The following is a 17,733-nucleotide window of genomic DNA, read 5'->3' as shown; positions in this document are numbered from 1 at the left end:
TCCGCGGCGTTCTCTTCTGCGGCCTCCCGACGGCTCTCGGCCGCAGTGCGGACGTCGGCCAGTTCCTCCGCGGCTTCGGTGGCCTGTGCCTCGGCGACCCGCTCCGTGGCCTGGGCCTCCTTGTGTTCGCGGGCCTGAGCGGCCTGCAATTGGCCCTCGGCTGTCAACGAGTCGTTGCCGGTGACCGCGCCCACGACCTCTTTGGCCTTGCCCTTGATTCCGTCGAGCAATCCCTTGCGTGCTTCGCCCGCTACGTTCTCGTCAGTCATGTAACACCAGGTACCCACTGGCTGTTCGAGTAACCCCGCGTCGGTGCCGAACGATACGATCGCCGACGAATACATCAGCAGTGAGGAGACGTATGCCTATCGCCAAGATCAACGGCATCGACGTGAACTACCAGGTCAAGGGCAGTGGAGACCTGGTAGTTCTGATCATGGGCACCGGCAGCCCCGGTCGTGTGTGGGAGCTGCATCAGGTGCCCGCACTCACAGCAGCGGGTTACCGGGTGTGCACGTTCGACAATCGAGGCATCGCTCCGTCGTCGGAGAGCACGCACGGCATCACCATGGAGGACATGGTCGCCGACACCGCGGGGCTGATCGAGCTCGTCCGCAACGGCGACGAGAAGGCCTATGTCGTCGGAACGTCGATGGGCTCACGCGTCGCGCAGGAGCTTGCTCTGAGCAGGCCCGACTTGGTTCGCAAAGCTGTCTTCCTCGCCGGCCACGCCCGGGTCGACGAATTCCAGAAGACTCTCGCCCACGGCGAACGAGCGCTGTACGACAAGCGTGTCGAGCTTCCCGGCACCTATTCGGCTGCGGTGACAGCGGTGATGAACCTGTCGCCTGCCACGTTGCGTGATTCTCGCGGGGCACGGGACTGGCTGGACCTGTTCGAGTTCTCTGCCTCCTCGCCCTCCGCCGGAGTGCGTGCTCAGCTGGGCATGGAGGACGATTTCGATCGGACTGGGGCGTACCGCGGCGTGGCGGTGCCGTGCCTGTCGGTCGGATTCGCCGACGATCGGATGATCCCGCCGTACTTGGGCAAGGAGTTGGCCGACGCCATCCCCGGTGCCCGGTACGTGGAGATAGCGGATGCCGGGCACTACGGATATCTCGAGCGCCCCGAGGCCGTCAATGCGGAACTGCTCGGCTTTCTCGAGGCCTGACGGCACCGGAGCCCGACCTGCGTTGCTAGGGTCGTGTGGCACCTCACGGTGCAGACTTACCAACCAAACGTTCGCGACGAGTGAGGCGAGATGAGTACCAACCCGTTCGATGACGAAGACGGACGCTTCTTCGTGCTGGTCAACGACGAAGACCAGCATTCGCTGTGGCCGACGTTCTCCGAGGTCCCTCAGGGATGGCGTGTCGTCTTCGGTGAAGACACCCGCGCAGCCTGCCTCGAGTATGTCGAGAAGAACTGGACCGATATGCGTCCGCGCAGCCTGCGTGAGGCCATGGAAGCCGACGCTGCTGCACGCGCCTCTGCCGAGGGAACCCCCAGCACCGAGGCCTGACTTCCGCGTTACGAAGTACCCGTGCCGCGCCGCCGACGAACCGTCGGTCGGCGCGGTTCTTCTGTGCGGCGAAGCGTCGGGCGCAGTAGTTCCTCGGTGCGCGCCAGGATGCGAGGCCTGCGAAGCGTGCGGGCACCCCACTCACCCAGGGTCACGCCGGCGGCCAGGCCGCAACTGACACCCAGGGCCGCGAACAGCGAGCTGATTCCGAGCAACAGTTGGTCGTTGAGGATCGCGTACAGACCGCGGTAGAGCGACAGACCGGGCAGCAACGGCGTGATGCCGGCCACGGCGACGATCAACGGCGGAATCAGTGCACGACGGGCCAACAGGCCACCGGCCAGCCCGACGACGGTCGCCGCGATGGCCGAGGCGATGATCGGTCCGACGGTCAATGTCTGAGACAGCAAGTACACGAGTGAGCCCGCGAAGCCGCCGATGAACGCGGCCGGCAACGCACGCTGCTCGGCGTAGGTGGCCAGTGCGTAGAACAACGACGCCGCCGCACCCGCCAGCACCTTCGTCGGTACCTCCAGGATGTCCGGTGGTGCCAGGTTGCTGATCTGCGGGAGGTCGCTGCCGATGAGGGCGGCCAATCGCAGTGAGGTCGCGACACCGGCGATGATTCCTGCTGTCATCATCAACACTTCGAAGAACCTGGCCGACGCCGTGATCGGGGCCCCGGTGATCGCATCTTGAAACGTACCGACGAGAGACAGGCCCGACAGCAACACAACGACACCGGCCGCGATAACCATCGACGGAGAGATGCTGATGTTGAGTTGGTCCTGAAAGTTGTAGAGCGTGATCGCCGGGGTGGCCGCGATGAACCCGCCGACGACCTGTTGGAAGAAGAACGGCAGACCGGCTCGGTTCAGGATCCGACCGATTCGATCGATCACCATCGTCGTCAGGAAGCTCACCACGGCTACCAAGAGGCCACCCCCGAGCAGGACGCCGACGGCCGCGGCCATGCCGGACCACGCGAACGTCGCAATCCAACGGTTGTAAGGATGCGGGGCCTTGGTGATCTCCTCGAGCCGATCCAGCGCCGCGCTCGGCGGCACCATCTTCACGCGGACCGCGCGAATGAGACGGTCCACCTCTGCCAGCCGCGTGAAGTCCATCGAGCGGTAATGCACGATGCGCATCGTCGACGCCGGAGGACGCGTCGGACCGCGATGGGCGCTCAGAGTGATCGAGTTGTACGTGACGTCCACATCGCACCGCGCGAGGCCGTACGTCGCCGCGATGAACTGCACCTGAGTCGCCGTATCCACCGCCGATGTGCCCGAGGCCAACAACACCTCGCCGACGCGAACCGCGAGATCCAGAACCTCCGCGACCGACGCATCGTCGGTCAGATCGATCGGACGAAGAGGCGACGGTGCTGCGGTCGGCGTATCGATGGTGGCCCGACGCTCACCGGTGAGACGGCTCAGCGAAGCCGTCAGGTCTTGCAGGAAAGTCATGACCGTCTTTACACGTTGCTGGGGTGATCCACGGACAAGGTACCTGTTGTTACTGAGCGTCCGATGAACGGATATGCTGGCTTCGCTTCACTGCCTCCTTAGCTCAGCGGTAGAGCACTCGCCTTGTAAGCGAGCGGTCAACGGTTCAATCCCGTTAGGAGGCTCCACTGAAAAAGGGTTCTGAACTGGCTTTTTGAGCTACTAGTAATGAGATTCATTGCCGATTAGGCGAGCTCAGTGTCACAGAATGTCACAAGTGCCGCAGAACTCGCCGGAACAGCGCCTGGTGAGACCGCCTGCTCCTATGTGGACGGTTGCGGACAAACGCCGGTCAACGCGCATCGTCGGATGGCTCGTCGCGACGCTGGACGAGTGACTGCAAAGTGTCGGCTGCGCCCAGTAGCGCATGGTTCTGGGAATGGACGTAGGTGCGCATTGTGAATGCGTTGTCCGAGTGCCCAAGCCATGCCGAGATGACGGCAATCGGCACACCCTGAAGGTGCAGCAGAGTCCCACACGTGTGGCGGGCGTCGTGGAGGCGGATGTCGGACACCTTGCTGTTGGTGCATAGCCTGCGCCAATAGTCGCTGACCGTATCGGGATGGAAAGGTCGCCCAACAGCGTCGGACACGACGTAGGTGCCAGGGCCGACGTAGGTCGAGCTCTTTCGTTCCACACCCTGCAAGCGGTGTGCAGTTTCGAGTGCGGATTTTAGGGCTGGTGTGAGGGGAAGCGTGCGCTTGGACTTTTCTGTCTTCGGAGGGCCCTCTACGACACGTCCATTGACCGAGACTCGCGTGTTGTTGATTGTCAGGCTGCCGGCGTGAAGATCGACATCGTTCCATCGAAGCCCGCACAGCTCACCGCGTCGGAGGCCGCTCAGAGCAAGCAGCCAAGCGTGGCCGTTCCGATCGCACGTCGATGCTTCCAGGAGGCGTTGCACTTCGTCCTCCGTGAATGTCTGCATCTCGACGTGCACACGGGGCGCGCGGTCGACGAGCGCGGCAACGTCTCGTACCAATCGCCCTTCTCGCATCAGCCCGGTGAGGACTGCGCTTACAAGGTTGAGCATCGGATTGATCGAAGTGGCCTTCCACGGACGTCGCAGTTGGCCATCGGGCTTGACCGAGCGGCCGGCCAACAGATCGTTCACCAGAGCGTCCAAGTGACCTTTGGTCAACTTCTGCACCGCTAGCGCGCCGTAAGTATCGCGCAGCGGTTGAATGGCATGGGTGTACGCGGCTTTAGTGGACTCTCGTACGCGTCGTCCGGCAAGCCACTCAGCGCAAGCCTCCTCGACCGTGGTGGTCGAGGAGGGAACGAATGTCCCCTTCGAGACTTCCTCGAGCACCTTGGATAGGGCTGCGCGAGCGTCCTTCTCCGTAAGAAATCGACGACGCAACTGCGTTCGCTTCGACGCCCGGGTGCCGGTGGCGTCGGCACCACCAGCGTCGACGGTCATTTGATACCGCAACTCGGTACTGCCTGTAGACCGATTGGTGACGTAGATCTTCTTGATCTGTGGCGGCAGTTGCTGCCTAGCCATCCTCTTCGTCCTGCGTGTTCATGCCCAGTTCGGTCATCCGTCTAAAGAGCTCTTCCGAACGCCGTCGAGCATCCTCGTACAGATATTGCATCGACTCGATGTGCTCAGCTGATTCATTCTTGGAAAGGCCGCTTCGGAGCTGCACCCGAGCACGCCGCATCGCCTTCAACGCATCAAGCCATTCACGAGTGATCCCAACGCGATCGTTCTTCGGGTCGAAGGTGTCACGTACCCACATTTCGAAAGGAGCGTCGGATTCCTCCTCGGTCCACTCGGAGCTCGGCCGCATCAGCCCAGCCTCCCCGCTGAACCAGCGGAGGGCATCGTGAGACTCCTGCTGGAGCCCTGGGAGTACTTCGACTCTTCCCTTGGGGAGGTCCGGATAGACCAGTTGTGCTGGTGAGACTCCCAGTGCCGCAGCCAAAATCAAGAGTTCCGAGACGTCCAAGCTCTTCTTTCGTCCGGTCTCCAAGTCCGCGACTACAGATCGCGAGATCCCCCACCCGAAGTCAACCGTCCTGTCGGCAAGCTTTGCTGCGGACAGAGCGGAGTGGTCTTTACCTCGAAGTCGGCGCACTTCCGAGGCGACCCGGGCAACGATCGATTCCGCCCACGACTGCGTCATGGTTACGCAGTCTAGCGGAGAATGTCTCCCCGTTGTGGGATGGCTACGTACTTGGTACTCTGTGGTGGAACCACGTGGACTGACCAGAAATGTCCTGCAGAATGTGGCTCTACTACACAATTCAGTGGAGGTGCTGAAGATGCCCAGACGGTTGTTGTCTGTCCCGGAGGCTATGGCTTGCACGGGACTTGGACGTTCCAACTTCTTCAACAAGATCGCGTCCGGAGAAATCCGGAGCGTGAAGGTCGGCAAGCGCCGGCTGATCCCGGATACGGCCATCGATGAGTACATCGAAGGTCTCGAGGCGCAATCCGACGCCAGCTCAGGCGTCGCGTGAGGCCGAGAGCCAACTGTCCCTCAGGAAACTGAAACGCCCCCGGAAAATCTCAGTGTTACCAGCACCGAGGCCGAGGGCGTCGAAACCACAACCCGTGAGGAAGGAGCTTCGCCACCGATCATAGAGCGTCTTGATAAGTCATTCAAGACATTTCGCCGAGTCACCGTTCTCCGCCCTCGATTTAGGTCAGGGGCCGAGCGGGCGATGACGCATGTTTTGACCCGCGACAGCGCGGTCGAGTTCTTCTGCTCGTGCCGCACAAGCCTTGGCTACGGGACTTCCTAGCAAGGCTGATGTGCCGCAGCAGCGTCGTTTTCTGGCAGAGCCCGACGTAACACCAGCCTGCCGCCGGCCTGTGCACCCTTTGTAAATCCTCGGAGACCGGCCCCGAGGCACCACCAGCTCGACTGATCATCGAACCGGTGGCGATACCGATTAGCCGCGCGCCCACTGAGGCGCGGGGCTATCGGGCGTGGAGCGGACAACGTGGGTGCGGAAATTGGCTCAGGGGCCATGGGGGGTCCGGAGGGAACGAACGAAGTCCCTTGTCTTTCATACGTCACCACTATGGAGGTACCAATTGAGTTCTCGACCCATCTGCAATGCTGACATGACCAAGTTATCCTGCATGACGAACCGTCATGCAGGCCTCGATCTTTCAGTCCACGCCGCTCGCTTACTCATATCCGTTGTGAACGTCGATTCCGTGAAGATCCAAGCAGAGCAACATATTTGGCTGCTTCAGCTCGAGCGCGGCAGTTCGCCGGTGCAGGCCGCTCCCGCTAGCGGTGCGGCGGCGTTCCGCAAAACTGACGTACCTGAATTACCCGCAAAGAGTGCCTCAGATGACTCGCTGGCGACGGGCGTCATACATCCCGCAGTGCCATACCTCCAATGCCTGCAAAGGTAGAGAGTCAAGCTCGGGATGTGTTGTTGGTAAATGCTTCTCATGCCACTATGGCGCGTCTTTCGCCTATGGCACGCGACTCACGCATCGCGCCCCTCACCTGTAATTCACCCGACCCTTTTACAGGGTGCGACTCATCCCTCGGTTCCAAGGCGTGCATGACGTCCCATACCCGCAATACCGCCAGTTCGTCCCATTCATCCATGGAAAGTGAGACCCACCATGCCCGCTGACATCTTTGCGTTCTGCAACCAGAAGGGCGGCGTGGGTAAGACCACCACCGTCTTTCACCTCGCCTACGCCGTTGCCCAAGCGGGGAAGCGAGCACTCGTTATCGACGTGGATCCGCAAGGCAACGCCAGCACAGTCCTGACCAGGACCGAGCTCGAGAGCGACGATGTCGGTGTTGCCGACGTACTCGCCGAGTCGTCGAACGCGACCATCGCCGATGCTGTTGTCCCCACCATCTGGCCTGGCGTAGACCTGGTACCCACGTCGCCGGGAAACGAGTCCCTGGCCTATGTCCGCGATCAATTGGTCGTCGCCGGTGCCGGCCGAGAGCGGCGGCTTCGCGACGCAATCGACGTCGTGCGAGGCGTCTACGACGTGGTCCTGATCGACTGCCACCTAGCCTCGATCTGCTGACCATCAACGCCCTTGTGGCAGCGCGCGCCGCCGTCGTCGTGACTCAGTCCGCGCTGTTCTCAGCGAATGGACTCGCGCGGCTACTGCGCACCATCGACGCAGTCAAGCGCAGCTACAACCCGGACCTCGACATGCTCGGGGCGATCGTCAACCTTCACGAGATCGCGACAATCAGCGGTCGAGAACAACTGATCGAGATCGCCGCGAGCATCAACGTTCTCGGCGATGCCGTACCCAAACGTGTTGTCATCAAGGACTCGATGGAGGCCCAAACCAGCCTGATCGACTGGGGGACAACACAATCTCGCAGCCTGTCGACGATCTACCGCGACACACTTTCGCTGCTCACGAGGGGACACCTGTGATGGGCCGCCCCGAACGTATGAAGAGCGCACTCGCCGGGTCGAGCCCGGTCGACCCGCCGGAGCACACGCAGCACGCACCCGACACCGTTTCGGCGGCCGAGACCGGTGCGCAACCGTCACCGGACAACGCAAAACAGAAGCGTTCGTACTACCTCTACCAGTCCACCGTCGACGATCTTCTCAACGCAGCCGAAGCACTGTCCGCAACACCCGGCGCGCCGCGGGGCCCGTCGGATCTCGTCAATGCGGCGATCGAAGAGTATTTGGAGTTGTTGCGCCACAGATTCAACGACGGTGCGCCCTTCCCGCAACGAACCGGCCCTCTCGCACGAGGACCGAGAATCCGATGAGCCGATCACATTCAGCGGCAATCCCGTTGACAACGAAGCCGTCGGATGTCGTTGCGCTGCATCCAGCGATTTTGCAGTGGGCCCTGGCAACAGCCATTGCGTTGACAGTTGGCATCGCCGGGGCGTCCTTCTGGCTCAGTTTCGCTGTGTTGCGGGATCTCGCGGTGAGGGCTGGGATAGGTCCCGGCGAAGCGTGGGTGATTCCAGTCGTGTTGGACGGGGCGATCGTCTCGACAACCGTGACAGCCATAGCGCTGTCCAACCACACGGACAACCGCACGATCAAGGGCCGTCGCTTCGTCGTCACGATCTTGCGTGTTGCCGCATCGGCGTCGATTGCGGGTAACCCGTACCACGCAGTGTTGAGTGCGACCTTGCTTCCGGCCGTCGTCTCGGCGGGTATTGCCACCATCGCACCTATTGCGCTCCTTGCGATGACCGAAGTGCTGGCCGTCATACTTCGTGCGCCTCGCGGAGCCGTCAGAGTGGAATTCGCTCCAAGTGCTGCCACAGCGGAGCGGGACTGGACAGACACCGACTTCAGCCACGAAGGCCCCAGCCCAAGCCGGGATCACTCAGAGGGCGAAGACGGCACGTGGGGAGAACACGTCGACACGGCGGACTCGCCTCGACTGCAAGTAGACGACCTCACACCGGAAGTTGCGGAAACAGCGCGGCTCCGACACGCACACCGCGAATGGTCGTGGGCACGAATCGGTAAAGAAACGGACGGCTCCGTTGCATCGACCGCGATGCGCCGATATCGGAAGTGGGAAGAAGTCACCGCGGGGATCCGCGAGGGCCACCCGGATGGGCAAGCCGAATTCGATGACACGCCAGCCAGCGAGCGTGACCGCATGTCCGCAGAATAGAAGGGCTGCCGCGATATCGAGCTTTGTTGCTCTCCGTCGCTCCCGCGCAATCGCCCCAGGCTGTCGATGGCTGGGAGGTGGTCGCCTCGGGTGGCTCAGTCTGCGTCGAAACGTGTGCTGCCCCGGGACCACCTCCGGCGGTCTCCGGATAGAGCTCCGCTGCGCTTCGCACTGCGAAAGAACAATTTCCTTCGCACATCTGGCTCCGGTCGAGCATGCAACACCCTGACCCGTCTTACCTAATCCTGACTCCGCCTTGCTCCGGCCCGATGGGCTCCGAAAACTTTTCAAAGCGCCTGCGGCTGAAAACTTTCCGGATCAGGGCCAGGACGCCGGTCCAGTGCGCCGCCTTCTCTTCTTCGAGCCAGATGACGGCAAAAGAAATTGGCAGAGCGAAAGGGCCGGGGGAGCCGGTCCCGCAACAGAAAGAGAGCCCGACATGCCGCAGAGTACTTCCAGCACAGGACGACGGACCACCGCCGCACACAACGCCCGAACCACCGGAATTGTCACCCACACAACCGTCCTGGTCACAGGACCCCAACAGGCCACTATCACCGCCACCTCCGCAGCAACCGACGAAGCGCAGATGATCGTCGCACTAGGTCACGTCATGATGACCTTCCGCAGCGCCGAAACAGTATCCGCAGTCATCACCGGATTTGCCACCGTCCGGGCCGCACTTGCCGGAGCCGATGGACAAGCCCCCCACCCCGCCCAACCAGGCGCAGAATTCGGGGCCGCTGCGATCTCCGTCTTGTGGCTCGACAGCCCCGAACACACAGCAGTGCCGCACCACCGCTACAGCTCCGAACAACGTCGCACCATCCACTGGGTAGACCTGCACATGGGACCTGTCACGTGGCGCATCACCGACCGCATCGGGTACGACACCCTGATGGCCGAACTCCGACGCGTTCACCGTGCTGCCGTCGGAGTATTTCTCGACGGCAGCCGCTACCGTCGCGACCCCGCCAAACTCCTCGATGTCTTCGACGACGTCTAGTACCACACGTTCGGCCCCAACCCCGGGGCCGAACGTCGTTTATCCACAGGCTGACTCGACACCACAGTTATCCACACCCTCGCCTGACCGCCTCCGCAGCGAACGCTTTGTTACGGACCTCGTGTGACGCTCGATTAGAAGCAGCTGGCCGGCACGAGCGACGAGGAACCAAACGATGATCACCTGGACCGTCACCACACACCCCGAGGACAACCCCGAAATTCTTACCGCAACCGGAGCAGAACCCAATCTCCAAGGTGCGAAACGCGCCGCCGCCGATGCCGTCCGTGTCGCCCTCCTCGACGCACGCGAGCACGCATCGTCCGACAACGGAACGCCGCCGTCCTACCTCGTCACACTCGACGGAACCTGTGCCCTCATCATCGGACTCGGAAGCTGCAGGCCCGAGAACTACAACGCCGTCCTCGACAGCCTCGAGCAGTTCGACGGCACCGCACCACCGAACCTTCTCTACATCTGACCCACACCTCCGCAATGACGACCAACGCGGCATAACCAAGCACAGCGCCACCGGAGTACCGAATCCAGTTCTCCCGCAACAGACCCGCAAAGAGAAACGAGGCGAACAGATGACCCCGTTGAGAGCAGTCGAACCCACCGACGACGATCACGCTGATCTGACGGACCATCCGGAGACGGCATCGGAAGCACTGGTCATCTGCGCACTGATGTGGTTGCAGGACACCGACGAGGCCGCCCGCATTGCAGCGTCATTGCAGGCCAACGATTTCCACGATCCCGTTTATCGCGAGCTGTATGGCATCGTGCAGGGGCTGATCATCGACAACCTCCCACACGACCCCGCGAGTGTTCTGGGCGTTCTTGTCCGGTCAGGTGCCAGTGGACACCGCGGTGCACGGCTGCGTCGAACACTGACCGACGTCACCGCAGCGAACGCATGCGGAGCATCGGCAACCGACTACGCCGGCATGGTCCTGTCGGAAAGTTACCGACGCAGCTTCTTCGAGGCAGGGATCAGAATTCAGCAGATCGCCGAGGAAGCGCCGGAAGAATTCCTCTTCGACCAGCTCGTCGAAATCGGAAGGGCGCAACGTGAAGCGACAAACCGCCTGAACGCCTTCCGCAGCGGTAGCACACTGTGACGGCGCGGGAAGAGACAGAGCCGGGCCGTGAGCGGCGTCGAGCTGCCCTCGCTTCTGTCCGGTTGGCCGCCGCAGACGTCGCACATCGAGATACGGACGAAGTTGAAAACCTCGCTGCCGGGCATGAGATAGATGAAGCCCTGGCCGCCGGCAACACACTGAACGAAGTTGCGCGGTCCATCTGTTACACCGAGGCAGTCGCCTCAGACCTTCTAAGCAAGTTCCAAGAGTTCCGCGACAGTCTCGCGGCGCGCAGCCAAATTCCCCTGTTCTGAGCAACTTTCCACGCACACCTCGCATTGCCGCTATGACTCGAAGAGGCCGAAGCCATGAATTTCATCCGCATCGACACCGACCGAGGGACCCTCTACGGGCCATCCTTCGCCGAGACGCTGACACACTTCTTCGGACAGAACCAGCACGTCGAGTGGGAATTCCACCAGCTCACCGCCGGATACTCTGATGGGCGGTGCACCGTGTCGACCGCGATCCGAGTGCATCACCGCGGACAGTGGATCGTCGCTGCTCGATCCTTCGGCTCCCGCACCGTCGACGCGATCCCCGACTGCGTAGTTCGCGTCGAATCGAATTTCGCCGCCGCACCGTTCGACGCACCTGCGTTACCTCGCTGGGTGTACGAGTGGGCGTATGACCTGCTGGTCTAATTCACGGTATAGGTCGACTGGTACAGATCGAAAGCGAAGAACTTCTCGAGTTCGTAGATGCAGAAATGCCGGAGTGCGACCAATAGTTTTCAGCGCGCGACGATCCCAAGAGGGTCACCCCGCAGAAGCGACTTCCCATTGTGAATGAGTCAGCGAACATCGCACCGAACGACGACCGGGTTTGTGTCGAAAGTTCGCACGCGGCTTCACGGTCTCTTGGTACGGGGTGGTCGTGTCGCTGGTCCTCGTCTCGTGGTGCGCTTCCGATCCACTGCATCGATGTCTTCGTTGATGGTTCGGCGAAGTTTCCTGAGGGTCAGTGCCGACAGCGGCAGGCTTGCTGCGAGTGCGATGAGAAGAACCAACACGAAGGGGATGTCGAGACTGGTCAGCGCGTCGACGGCCAAAAGCACTCCTGCGGCCACGCACACGAGGAGCAGGCGCACGACGTTGTAAGCCAGCACATGTAGGGCAAGCCGTCCTCGAGCAGTTGAGGGTGTGCGGATCAGTGGCATCTGCTGTCCTGTCGTGCGTCGTGGCTCATCGTGCTTTCCATTCAGGCCGGTAAGAGTGTCTGGCGTCATCGTCCGGTGCGGGACCGGGTTTCGGTGCCGATCTGTTTGAGGAAGTCGTTGTAAGCGTTCAGTTCGCTGTATCCGTCCTCTTCGGCTTGGCGATCCGCGACGGCCGATTCCTCTTTTTCGTCCCGGTTCCATTGAATGCAGAAGATGAGCACGACCAGTAGGGCGACCGGTTCGCCGTAGGACCACGCCAACGCTCCGGCGAGCTTCTGATCGGATACCGGATCGATGCCCCATTCCGGGGGTGGGAAGGCGAAGGTCGCCAGCATTGGGGTGCTCGACATCATCAAGATGACACCGAAGAACACGTGCAGCGGCATCTCGACGAACAGGTCGAACAACCGGCCCAGATTGCTCTGCCGAACGGGGAGGGGGCCGACGGCGAGCACAGGGATGATGAACAGCAGCCCGCTGGCGAAGAAGAAGATCTCCATCGATACGTGCCCGATGACTGTGATGGCGAGAACATCGAAGATCGACGACAGATACAGCCCGTAGTAGCTGAAAAGGAACAACGGGATCGTCAGCCCGGGATGGAGAGCGATGCGTCCGGCGCGGCTACGCAACCCCGTCAGCGCCGCGATCAGTACCCACCTACCGGCTCCGTGATGCGCGGTGGCTCGCAGGAGAAGTCGTCCGGGCGAACCCACCACCAACAACGGTGGGATGGTCATCGACAACGTCAGATGCTGGAACATGAAGACGCTGAACAGGCTGTAGCCGTAGCGTTCGATCTGCAGTCCGGTCACCAGGACCAGCGCCGCGCAACCGAGCAGAAAACTCGCACTCCGCCACCGCGACCATGCGATACCTCGACCGCGGACCCGGTAGAGCCCCCAGCAGTACAGCCCGGCCATGACGACACCGGCGATCGGCAGGATCGGTAGGGGAGGAAGATCCCAGCTCAACAACGCTGCCAGCGTCGGCGGCCCTTCCGGGGGAGCAACGGCAGCGATGATCATCGGCACCCTGTCATTGCTTGTTCTTGCCTCGGATCACCAGGGTCAGGGCGATGGCACCGAGACCGAGCACAGCCAGGCCCACGATCGAGAGCAGCATCATGGTGTTCTGTTTCGGTGGCCGGTCTTCGCTGGCGGACGGATTGTTGGGATCGTAGGGCTGCGTTGCCGTGGTAGCAGGAGTCGGCGAGGTCGAGGTCGCACCGCTCTGCGACTGCTGTGCAGCGGCGTCCTGAGGGGTGGCGGTCGCCGCAACGTCGACGGAGAAACCGTACGATCCGGTGATCGGGTGCCCGTCCGCGGAGGTGACCCGGTAGCCGACGGTGTACTCCCCGTTGGGGAGTCCGTCCTCGAGCAGGACCGATACGTCGGGGCCCTCGACCGTGGCCGTTCCCTGTGCCCACTGAGTGTCGCCAGGACCCACGACGCTGATGGTCGCGAACGATTCGTTGATGTCCTGGTTGAACACCAGACCGACACCGATCGGCGCGAAGTCGAGTGTGGCATCGGCGGGCGGGTCGGAGCTGACCAGTTCGCTGTGCGCCGACGCCGGCGCCGCAGCGAACAATGCTGTCCCGCAGATCATCACGGCAATCAGCATCAGACGTTTCACGTGGGGTACTCCTCTGTATCGAGCCCGACCCAACAACTACGGGTCATAGTAGTAGGGAGGGCGGTTTAGCGGTGGGTCACTTCTGCGGCGATGGTTATTTCACCGGGTCCGGAGGATCGGATCGTTCATGGCCGGCGATGGCTTCGGTGATCACTTCCGAGGGCGCGATCGAATCCGAGTGCGGGCCACCGACGTGCTGCTCGGCGCGGATGCGTTCGACCATGTGCGGATAGTGAAGCTCGAACGCCGGCCGCTCGGAGCGGATTCGGGGCATCTCGGTGAAGTTGTGCCGCGGCGGTGGGCAACTGGTCGCCCACTCGAGGGAGTTACCGAACCCCCACGGGTCGTCGACAGTGACCACTTCGCCGTAGCGGTAGCTCTTGAAGACGTTCCAGATGAACGGCAGCGTCGAGGCTCCGAGAACGAACGATCCCACGGTCGAGACCTGGTTGAGGGTGGTGAACCCGTCGGACGGAAGATAGTCGGCGTACCGGCGCGGCATTCCTTGCGCTCCGAGCCAGTGCTGGACGAGGAAGGTGGCGTGGAATCCGAGGAACGTCATCCAGAAGTGCCACTTGCCCAGTCGTTCGTCGAGCATGCGGCCGGTCATCTTCGGAAACCAGAAGTAGATCCCCGCATAGGTCGCGAAGACGACCGTTCCGAACACGACGTAGTGGAAGTGCGCGACGACGAAGTAGGTGTCGGTGACGTTGAAATCGATGGGCGGGCTCGCCAGGAGCACTCCGGACAGCCCGCCGAAGACGAACGTGACGAGGAATCCGATGGAGAAGAGCATGGGGGATTCGAGGGTGACCTGGCCGCGCCACATGGTGCCGATCCAGTTGAAGATCTTCACCCCGGTCGGCACAGCGATGAGGAAGGTCATGAACGAGAAGAACGGCAGCAGCACGGCGCCGGTGGCATACATGTGGTGCGCCCACACCGCGATGGACAGGGCTGCGATGCCGACGGTGGCGTAGATCAGACCTTTGTACCCGAAGATGGGTTTGCGGGAGAAGACCGGGAAGATCTCCGAGACGATTCCGAAGAACGGTAGCGCGATGATGTAGACCTCGGGGTGACCGAAGAACCAGAACAGGTGCTGCCAGAGCAACGCCCCGCCGTTGGCGGGATCGAAGATGTGGGTGCCGAGTTTCCGGTCGGCGAGCAGGCCCATCAGCGCTGCGGTCAGCAGTGGGAACGCCAGCAAGATCAGGATCGAGGTCACCAGGATGTTCCAGGTGAAGATCGGCATGCGGAACATCGTCATTCCCGGTGCGCGCAGGCACACCACGGTGGTGACCATGTTGACCCCGCCCAGGATGGTGCCCAGGCCTGCGATGAGCAGGCCCACGATCCACAGGTCGGATCCGATACCGGGGGAGTAGACGGCGCTGCTCAACGGGGTGTATGCGGTCCAGCCGAAGTCGGCGGCACCGCCGGGGCTGATGAACCCGGCGGTGGTGACCAGTGCGCCGAACAGATAGAGCCAGTAGGAGAAGGCATTGAGCCGGGGGAAGGCGACATCGGGTGCGCCGATCTGCAGCGGCAGGATGTAGTTGCCGAAGCCGAAGACGATCGGGGTGGCGTAGAGCAGCAGCATGATCGTGCCGTGCATGGTGAAGAGCTGGTTGTACTGCTCGTTGGAGAGGAACTGCATTCCCGGAACGGCAAGTTCGGAGCGCATGATCAAGGCCATGAGGCCGCCGACGAGGAAGAATCCGAACGAGGTCACCAGGTACATCAGTCCGATGACCTTCGGATCGGTGGTGGTGACCATCGTGTGCAGGAACGACCCCTTGCGGGCCCCGCGGGGTGGATAGGGGCGAACCGCCGGCGCAGCCGGAGGAGATGTCAGCGCCGTCATGGAACCACCTTCGAATCGCACGCGAATTACAGGACGCGTCCGACAGCCTAACTCAAATACTATGCTGCATAGTATTTGGGTGGGTCAGGTCAGTACGGCCGCACACGCTGCGGCGGAGATCGCACTGAGGGTGAGGATTGCCATGGCGGCCGGCACCACGAGCGGCAGTACGGCGGCGGCAGCGTATGCGCCGGGCACTGTCCGGGTCGGCATCTGCGCGCTCGTATCGAGGTGGCGGAGTCGTTCGGTGGTCGATTCGCCGATCAGGCCCAGTGCCCACAGTGGACGTGCAGAATGCGCCTGCGAGACCGTCGACAGTGCCGAACGTACAGTGTCGGCGCTGGTGACCGCGGCCGCGGACCGGTCCGCGGCGACCTCGACCAGAACCCGCACCGCTGCAGGTGCTGCGGCGAACAGGGGAACGCGAGGGAACGCCGCTGCCAGGATCTCGCAGATGTTGACGATGCGGTGGTGGCGCCCGCGCAGGTGGGCTCGTTCGTGTGCGATCACAGCTCGCTGTTGATCGGGATCGAGATGGGCGAGCAGGCCTTCGGTGGCCACGACGTAGCCGGGGCGACCGTCGATGCTGTAGGCCAGCGGGAGCGGGTGGTCGAGCCACATGATCGGTTCTGGTCCGGGGTCCGTGCGAGCGACGACGGCGATGACATCGCGGTGATAGTCGCGGACTTTGGACCGGGCTCGAAGTTGACGGCGAGTCGAGCGCAGGACGCGCGCCGACGCCGACGCCGCGAGGACGACCGATGCTCCGGCGACCGCTTCGCCGATCCACGGCTGGGCCGCGTGTTGCAGTGAGCCCAGACAGCGGACGGCGAGTTCGACCATGCCCTCGGCGGGCGCATGGCCGGGCCAGAGCAACACGGTCACCGCGGATCCCACGAGAAACAGCACCCCGGCGATGCTGCCGATCCATGCGGTCAAGGCGAGAGTGGGGCTCACGGTGCGGGTGAGAGAGGTCAGCGGCCGCGGCAGGGCGACGGCCGCGATGATCGCCGCGAGGAGCAACACCAGCGCGACGATCACCGGTTCACGTCCGGCAGGTTCCCCCGCAGAGCGTCGAGCTCGTCGTCGGTGACGGTTTTCGCGAAATGCATCAGGACGGCGGCCGAGTCGGTGCTGGTGTCGAGGATTTCGCGCAGAGCTTGCGAGGTGGCCTCCGCGCGCGACTGCACCGGGGAGTACAGGTACGCGCGTGACTGCTTGGTCCGCTCGACCCACCCCTTCTCGTGGAGATGGGTCACGACGGTCAGGATCGTGGTGTAGGCGGGGTTTCTGTCGGCCATGAGTTCACGCAGGTCGTGGACCGACTGCGGTCGATCGCATTCCCAGAGCACGTTCATCACCTCCGCTTCGAGATCACCGAGCCTTTTCATCGCCAGTTCTTCTTTCCTTGTCGTGTCAGCTGATATCGACTCCGCGTGCCGACAGCCACGCCGTCGGGTCGGACTTGGCACCGTCGGGTTGCCACACTTCGTAATGCAGGTGGGGTCCGGTGGATTGGCCTCGGTTGCCTACCGTAGCAATGAGCTCGCCGGCTTTCACACGTTGACCGGCGGTGACGAGCGCCTGGTCTATGTGCCCGTACACCCCGATCGTGCCGTCGTCCTGACGAATTCGCACCCACAGGCCGAACCCTTGCGCCGGCCCTGATTCGATGACCTCGCCGTCGGTCACCGATACGATCGGCGTCCCGATCGTGTTGGCGATGTCGAGTCCGTAATGCGTTGTCCCCCAACGTGGCCCAGAACCGGAGGTCAATGTGCCAGACACCGGCACCACCGAGAGCGGGCGGCGCGCCTCGGCATCGCGTGCAGCGCGCTCCGCCGCCCCGAACTCCCCCCCTCGGCGAGTTGCTCGGTCATGCGCTGCGCGAGTCGGCCGACATCGAGATCGGGCAACTGCAACACCTGCGGGGGGTGAGGCAACGACCGGGCTCGGCGGCAGGACGCCGGCGGGAGGTCGATCGATACTCGCGGCGCTGAGCGCCACACTGTCCTGCGACCCGGTGTTCGGAGCCGTCGCTGCCGCGGAAAGAAAGGCACCGACCGCGACCGACGCAGCGATGGCGCGGCCACCCGGCTTCGGCACCCGGCGGCGATGAAGTCCGCGGCGAGCACTTCGCGACACGGGCTGGACTACGCCGCGGTCGACCTCGCCGTGTGTCGTCTCGTCCGGACCGGCCACGTGCGCCGCCCACATCGACGCGGTAGTGTCCGCGGCCGCGGTGTCCCAGCGTCGCGTGACCGCGTGAACGGTTCC

The 17,733-nt window shown here is 62.8% G+C and carries 19 protein-coding genes, 1 tRNA gene and 2 pseudogenes; 11 read left to right on the top strand and 11 right to left on the bottom strand.

The genetic code is table 11. The features are described 5' to 3' along the window. Positions 1 to 269 (bottom strand): annotated as a pseudogene (locus tag RHBS_RS12050) (CsbD family protein); the annotation flags it as partial. Positions 270 to 361: 92 nt separating this feature from the next. Here RHBS_RS12050 and RHBS_RS12045 point away from each other — a divergent pair. Both RHBS_RS12045 and RHBS_RS12040 read left to right on the top strand, forming a co-directional pair. Beyond that, positions 362 to 1,171: an alpha/beta fold hydrolase gene (locus tag RHBS_RS12045; protein WP_128645649.1), complete on the top strand. Its 810-nt coding sequence runs from the start codon at positions 362 to 364 to the stop codon at positions 1,169 to 1,171. Between the two features lie 90 nt (positions 1,172 to 1,261). Then, a complete protein-coding gene (locus tag RHBS_RS12040) occupies positions 1,262 to 1,522 on the top strand; it encodes an MbtH family protein (protein ID WP_008710007.1) in 261 nt (86 codons plus the stop codon). 8 nt (positions 1,523 to 1,530) lie between these two features. Here the strand turns inward: RHBS_RS12040 and RHBS_RS12035 are convergent, their stop codons facing one another. Next, entirely contained in the window at positions 1,531 to 2,994 is a 1,464-nt protein-coding gene (locus tag RHBS_RS12035) for a threonine/serine exporter ThrE family protein (protein ID WP_128645648.1), read from the bottom strand. Positions 2,995 to 3,086: 92 nt separating this feature from the next. On the opposite strand from RHBS_RS12035, the gene RHBS_RS12030 reads away from it, so the two are divergent. Further along, positions 3,087 to 3,161: transfer RNA gene (locus RHBS_RS12030), tRNA-Thr, on the top strand. A gap of 164 nt (positions 3,162 to 3,325) precedes the next feature. Here the strand turns inward: RHBS_RS12030 and RHBS_RS12025 are convergent. Together RHBS_RS12025 and RHBS_RS12020 are read right to left on the bottom strand one after the other, a co-directional pair. Further along, complete coding sequence (locus RHBS_RS12025; protein ID WP_094650941.1) at positions 3,326 to 4,540, bottom strand: tyrosine-type recombinase/integrase; 1,215 nt, start codon at positions 4,538 to 4,540, stop codon at positions 3,326 to 3,328. Further along, positions 4,533 to 5,165 (bottom strand): helix-turn-helix transcriptional regulator, encoded by a 633-nt coding sequence (locus RHBS_RS12020; RefSeq protein ID WP_094650940.1) that lies wholly within the window; start codon positions 5,163 to 5,165, stop codon positions 4,533 to 4,535. Before RHBS_RS12020 ends, RHBS_RS12025 begins: the two co-directional genes overlap by 8 nt. A gap of 124 nt (positions 5,166 to 5,289) precedes the next feature. On the opposite strand from RHBS_RS12020, the gene RHBS_RS12015 reads away from it, so the two are divergent. From RHBS_RS12015 to RHBS_RS11975, 8 genes and pseudogenes are all read left to right on the top strand, one after another. Then, the gene (locus RHBS_RS12015) at positions 5,290 to 5,502 is read left to right on the top strand and encodes an AlpA family transcriptional regulator (RefSeq protein WP_230074464.1); all 213 of its coding nucleotides are present in this window, start codon (positions 5,290 to 5,292) and stop codon (positions 5,500 to 5,502) included. A 1,129-nt stretch (positions 5,503 to 6,631) separates the two neighbouring features. After that, a pseudogene (locus RHBS_RS12010) lies at positions 6,632 to 7,419 on the top strand (ParA family protein). Then, positions 7,419 to 7,769 (top strand): hypothetical protein, encoded by a 351-nt coding sequence (locus RHBS_RS12005; protein WP_094650938.1) that lies wholly within the window; start codon positions 7,419 to 7,421, stop codon positions 7,767 to 7,769. The pseudogene RHBS_RS12010 and the gene RHBS_RS12005 overlap by 1 nt, the downstream one beginning before the upstream one ends. Further along, complete coding sequence (locus tag RHBS_RS12000) at positions 7,766 to 8,641, top strand: DUF2637 domain-containing protein (protein WP_094650937.1); 876 nt, start codon at positions 7,766 to 7,768, stop codon at positions 8,639 to 8,641. Before RHBS_RS12005 ends, RHBS_RS12000 begins: the two co-directional genes overlap by 4 nt. Positions 8,642 to 9,080: 439 nt before the next feature. Then, positions 9,081 to 9,647: a hypothetical protein gene (locus RHBS_RS11995; RefSeq protein ID WP_094650936.1), complete on the top strand. Its 567-nt coding sequence runs from the start codon at positions 9,081 to 9,083 to the stop codon at positions 9,645 to 9,647. A gap of 175 nt (positions 9,648 to 9,822) precedes the next feature. Further along, on the top strand, positions 9,823 to 10,128 hold the full coding sequence (locus tag RHBS_RS11990; RefSeq protein WP_094650935.1) for a hypothetical protein: 306 nt from the start codon (positions 9,823 to 9,825) through the stop codon (positions 10,126 to 10,128). A gap of 109 nt (positions 10,129 to 10,237) precedes the next feature. After that, on the top strand, positions 10,238 to 10,771 hold the full coding sequence (locus tag RHBS_RS11985; RefSeq protein WP_037107051.1) for a DnaB-like helicase N-terminal domain-containing protein: 534 nt from the start codon (positions 10,238 to 10,240) through the stop codon (positions 10,769 to 10,771). 329 nt (positions 10,772 to 11,100) lie between these two features. Continuing rightward, positions 11,101 to 11,436 (top strand): hypothetical protein, encoded by a 336-nt coding sequence (locus tag RHBS_RS11975; protein ID WP_094650933.1) that lies wholly within the window; start codon positions 11,101 to 11,103, stop codon positions 11,434 to 11,436. 206 nt (positions 11,437 to 11,642) lie between these two features. Here RHBS_RS11975 and RHBS_RS11970 read toward each other — a convergent pair whose 3' ends face one another. The 7 genes from RHBS_RS11970 to RHBS_RS11940 form a co-directional block, all read right to left on the bottom strand. Then, complete coding sequence (locus RHBS_RS11970; protein ID WP_170945175.1) at positions 11,643 to 11,951, bottom strand: DUF4229 domain-containing protein; 309 nt, start codon at positions 11,949 to 11,951, stop codon at positions 11,643 to 11,645. 65 nt (positions 11,952 to 12,016) lie between these two features. After that, entirely contained in the window at positions 12,017 to 12,979 is a 963-nt protein-coding gene (locus RHBS_RS11965) for a cytochrome c oxidase assembly protein (protein WP_094650931.1), read from the bottom strand. A gap of 10 nt (positions 12,980 to 12,989) precedes the next feature. Beyond that, complete coding sequence (locus RHBS_RS11960; RefSeq protein ID WP_037107040.1) at positions 12,990 to 13,589, bottom strand: copper resistance CopC family protein; 600 nt, start codon at positions 13,587 to 13,589, stop codon at positions 12,990 to 12,992. Positions 13,590 to 13,683: 94 nt separating this feature from the next. Then, on the bottom strand, positions 13,684 to 15,456 hold the full coding sequence (gene ctaD, locus RHBS_RS11955; RefSeq protein ID WP_094650930.1) for a cytochrome c oxidase subunit I: 1,773 nt from the start codon (positions 15,454 to 15,456) through the stop codon (positions 13,684 to 13,686). Positions 15,457 to 15,540: 84 nt separating this feature from the next. Beyond that, positions 15,541 to 16,497, bottom strand: coding sequence for a M56 family metallopeptidase (locus tag RHBS_RS11950; RefSeq protein WP_094650929.1), 957 nt, complete (start codon positions 16,495 to 16,497; stop codon positions 15,541 to 15,543). Further along, positions 16,494 to 16,847: a BlaI/MecI/CopY family transcriptional regulator gene (locus tag RHBS_RS11945; protein ID WP_032382574.1), complete on the bottom strand. Its 354-nt coding sequence runs from the start codon at positions 16,845 to 16,847 to the stop codon at positions 16,494 to 16,496. The genes RHBS_RS11950 and RHBS_RS11945 overlap by 4 nt, the downstream gene beginning before the upstream one ends. A gap of 25 nt (positions 16,848 to 16,872) precedes the next feature. Further along, a complete protein-coding gene (locus RHBS_RS11940) occupies positions 16,873 to 17,673 on the bottom strand; it encodes a M23 family metallopeptidase (RefSeq protein WP_128645647.1) in 801 nt (266 codons plus the stop codon). Positions 17,674 to 17,733 lie beyond the last annotated feature (60 nt).

The organism is Rhodococcus sp. BS-15, from assembly GCF_000813105.1.
Classification (GTDB): domain Bacteria; phylum Actinomycetota; class Actinomycetes; order Mycobacteriales; family Mycobacteriaceae; genus Rhodococcoides.
Note: the sequence above shows the minus strand (reverse complement) of the source record. Positions and strands in the feature narration are given on the sequence as shown.